Source organism: Tabrizicola sp., assembly GCF_031377265.1.
GTDB lineage: Bacteria > Pseudomonadota > Alphaproteobacteria > Rhodobacterales > Rhodobacteraceae > JAUYQR01.
The window spans coordinates 1-2,713 of the sequence record NZ_JANMET010000290.1 but is presented as its reverse complement, the minus strand read 5'-3'; the positions used below and the strand labels follow the sequence as shown (position 1 = coordinate 2,713).

General features: G+C 63.3%; 5 protein-coding genes. 2 read left to right on the top strand and 3 right to left on the bottom strand.

The window, feature by feature from the left end; all coding sequences use genetic code 11:
- A partial coding sequence (locus tag RMO18_RS16125; protein WP_309667277.1) for an aminotransferase class III-fold pyridoxal phosphate-dependent enzyme occupies window positions 1-406 on the bottom strand: 406 nt, incomplete at its 3' end.
- Window positions 407-520: 114 nt separating this feature from the next.
- Here RMO18_RS16125 and RMO18_RS16120 point away from each other — a divergent pair.
- Both RMO18_RS16120 and RMO18_RS16115 read left to right on the top strand, forming a co-directional pair.
- Window positions 521-1,141, top strand: a complete 621-nt coding sequence (locus RMO18_RS16120; protein WP_309667276.1) for a TetR family transcriptional regulator C-terminal domain-containing protein — start codon at window positions 521-523, stop codon at window positions 1,139-1,141.
- 82 nt (window positions 1,142-1,223) lie between these two features.
- On the top strand, window positions 1,224-1,529 hold the full coding sequence (locus RMO18_RS16115) for a hypothetical protein (RefSeq protein ID WP_309667275.1): 306 nt from the start codon (window positions 1,224-1,226) through the stop codon (window positions 1,527-1,529).
- Between the two features lie 10 nt (window positions 1,530-1,539).
- Here RMO18_RS16115 and RMO18_RS16110 read toward each other — a convergent pair whose 3' ends face one another.
- Both RMO18_RS16110 and RMO18_RS16105 read right to left on the bottom strand, forming a co-directional pair.
- Complete coding sequence (locus RMO18_RS16110) at window positions 1,540-2,217, bottom strand: SDR family NAD(P)-dependent oxidoreductase (protein WP_309667273.1); 678 nt, start codon at window positions 2,215-2,217, stop codon at window positions 1,540-1,542.
- Window positions 2,214-2,713: 4Fe-4S dicluster-binding protein (locus RMO18_RS16105; RefSeq protein WP_309667272.1), on the bottom strand; the 500-nt coding region annotated here is incomplete at its 5' end. The genes RMO18_RS16105 and RMO18_RS16110, both read right to left, overlap by 4 nt.

Below are 2,713 nucleotides of genomic sequence, written 5' to 3'. Positions count from 1 at the left end.
CCTCGCCCCGCGCCCGGTGATAGGCAATCGCCAGTTTCAGCGCCGTTTCAACACTTTCCGAGCCGGAGTTCGTGTAGAACACATGCGCCATCCCCTCCGGCGCAATCCCGATCAGGCGGTTGGCCAGTTCGAACGCCTTCGGGTGCCCCATCTGGAAGGCAGGCGCATAGTCCATCTCGGCGGCCTGCCTCTGGATCGCCTCGGTGATCTTCGGTCGGCAATGCCCTGCGTTGCAGCACCACAGCCCCGCCGTCCCATCCAGCACCTGCCGCCCATCGCTGGTGGTGTAATGCATGTCCTTGGCGGCCACGAACATCCGCGGGTTCTTCTTGAACTGGCGGTTCGCGGTGAATGGCATCCAGAAGGCATTCAGGTCGTTCGGGGTTGGTTTGCGGTCCAGCGCCATTGGGATCGTCCTTGTATTCGGTGGCGAATGATTTGACCTTTGGACGCGGGCCAAGCTATCCATGGGGTCCCTGCTGCCAAGCCTTCTCCTTTCGGTAAAGTTGCGTCAAGCCCGATGTCCCCAAGTCCCCGCCCCCGCACGCGAATTCAGCAAAAGAACCGCGACAGCATCGTCGAGGCTGCGCTGGAGGTTTTCTCGCTACACGGCTTTCGCGGCGCCACGCTGGATCAGATCGCCGAGGTCGCGGGTCTGTCAAAGCCGAACCTGCTGTATTATTTCCCTTCAAAGGAAGCTGTGCATCAGGCCCTTCTGACCGGGCTTCTGGATACCTGGCTTGACCCCTTGCGCGAAATGGACCCCGACGGCGATCCGGTGGAGGAGGTGCTGGCCTATGTCCGCCGCAAGCTTGACCTCGCCCGCGACTATCCACGCGAAAGCCGTCTCTTTGCGGGCGAGATTTTGCAAGGCGCGCCGCGGATGCGCGGGGCCATCGAGGGCGATCTGAAGCGTTTGGTGGATGAAAAGGCCGTCACCCTGACCCGCTGGATGACCGAAGGCCGCATCGCGCGCGTCAACCCGGTGCATCTGATCTTCTCGATCTGGGCGTTGACCCAGCACTACGCCGATTTCGACGTGCAGGTCCGCGCCGTGCTGGGCGATGGCCATGACCCCTACGTCGAAGCAGGGGATTATCTGGAAATCCTGTTTCGCAAGTTGCTGGTGCCGGTCGGTTGAGTTTTAGGCATCATTCGTTTTGGCAAATCCCGAGGCGATGCTAACCCTGTTTCGGGGGCGTCTGACGTGAAGGACGCAAATCATGGAACTTGTTTCGGCCGTCCGGTCTCAAATGCCGGTGACGACCATTGCGCAACCGCAAACCGCCGCGCCACAGGCCACGGCGGTCGGCTCTGCGCAGGTCAAAGGTGTCGCTGCGGTGGCCGAGACACAATTGCCCCGCGCCGTCTATGCACCAGAGCCCAAGCCGCCGGTCGACCGGCATCTGGCGCAGCAGCAGCCGGGCGCATTTGACGCCGCCCATGGCGAGGCCGAGGCCGCCCGCCGCGCCTACATCCGCGCCAGCATCGTGGCCGGGGCGAACCCGCTGCCGCTGCCGGGGCGATGACGGCCAGACCTCATCCGCGCATCTGCGCCAGATTGACTTCACTGACCACCGATGCCGGGGACAGGCCAAGCGCGAAATCAAAGCTTGCCAGAACGTCGGCTATCGGGATCGGCACCTGCTCGTCGAAGGCTCCTGACGCGATGTCCTCCCGCACTTCCTCGGTATCGACATTGCCCGGATTGATCACCGTGACGCCCACGCCTGCCGGGGCGAGCGTCAGATGCAAGGCCTGCGCCGCGCCCCGCAGCCCGTATTTCGACGCGGAGTTGGCGACCTCTGAAGACGCGGTATGATCCAGTCCTGACAGAGATCCGATCAGCACCACCCGGCCGGAGGCCGCCGCCAGCGCCGGCAGAAAGGCTTGCGTCAGCAGGATCGGGGCAAGAAGGTTGACGGCCAGAACATTCACCGCCTCTGCAGGTCGACTTGCCGCAAACCGGTAGGCATCGGTAAAGGCGCCGGCTTCCCAAACACCTCCGGTGAAAAGCAAGGCGTCCATCGGTGCCTGACCGATCTCGCCCGCAATCCGCTCGATCTCATCGGCCCGTGACAGGTCGCAGGGCACCCAGCGTCCCGCCGCCGCCGGGCCGCGTGACAGTGCGATCACCTCGCAGCCTCGGTCTTCGTAGTGCCGCGCGACCGCCGCCCCGATCCCGCGCGAGGCACCGGCAACGACGATCCGTTTCATTCCGCCGCGACGCTCGGGTTGTTCGGATGCGTCGTCCAGTTGGCATAGTCACCGACCTTCGCCCCAGTGCGCGGATCAACCGCGCCTTTCGGCATTTCGACCATGGTGATGCAATCCTCAACCGGGCAGACGTTCACACACAGGTTGCAGGCGACGCATTCGTCATCCATCACCTCGAACACCCGCTCGGGCGACATCGAGATCGCCTGATGACTGGTATCCTCGCAGGCCGCATAGCAGCGCCCGCATTTGATGCAGGCGTCCTGATCGATATGCGCCTTGGTGACGTAGTTCAGGTTCAGGAACTGCCAGTCGGTGACATTGGGCACCGCGCGGCCCACCAGATCATTCAATCCGATCTGCTTTTCATCCAGATACTGCGACAGGCCCGAAATCATCTCCGCTACGATCTTGAAGCCGTAGGTCATCACCGCCGTGCAGACCTGCACATTGCCCGCGCCCAAAGCCATGAACTCCGCCGCGTCGCGCCAGGTTG

Excerpts from the sequence above, each read along its gene's own strand:
- RMO18_RS16115 (WP_309667275.1), top strand. The coding sequence starts at position 1,224 with ATGGAACTTGTTTCGGCCGTCCGGTCTCAAATGCCGGTGACGACCATT.
- RMO18_RS16120 (WP_309667276.1), top strand. The coding sequence starts at position 521 with ATGTCCCCAAGTCCCCGCCCCCGCACGCGAATTCAGCAAAAGAACCGC.
- RMO18_RS16110 (WP_309667273.1), bottom strand. The coding sequence starts at position 2,217 with ATGAAACGGATCGTCGTTGCCGGTGCCTCGCGCGGGATCGGGGCGGCG.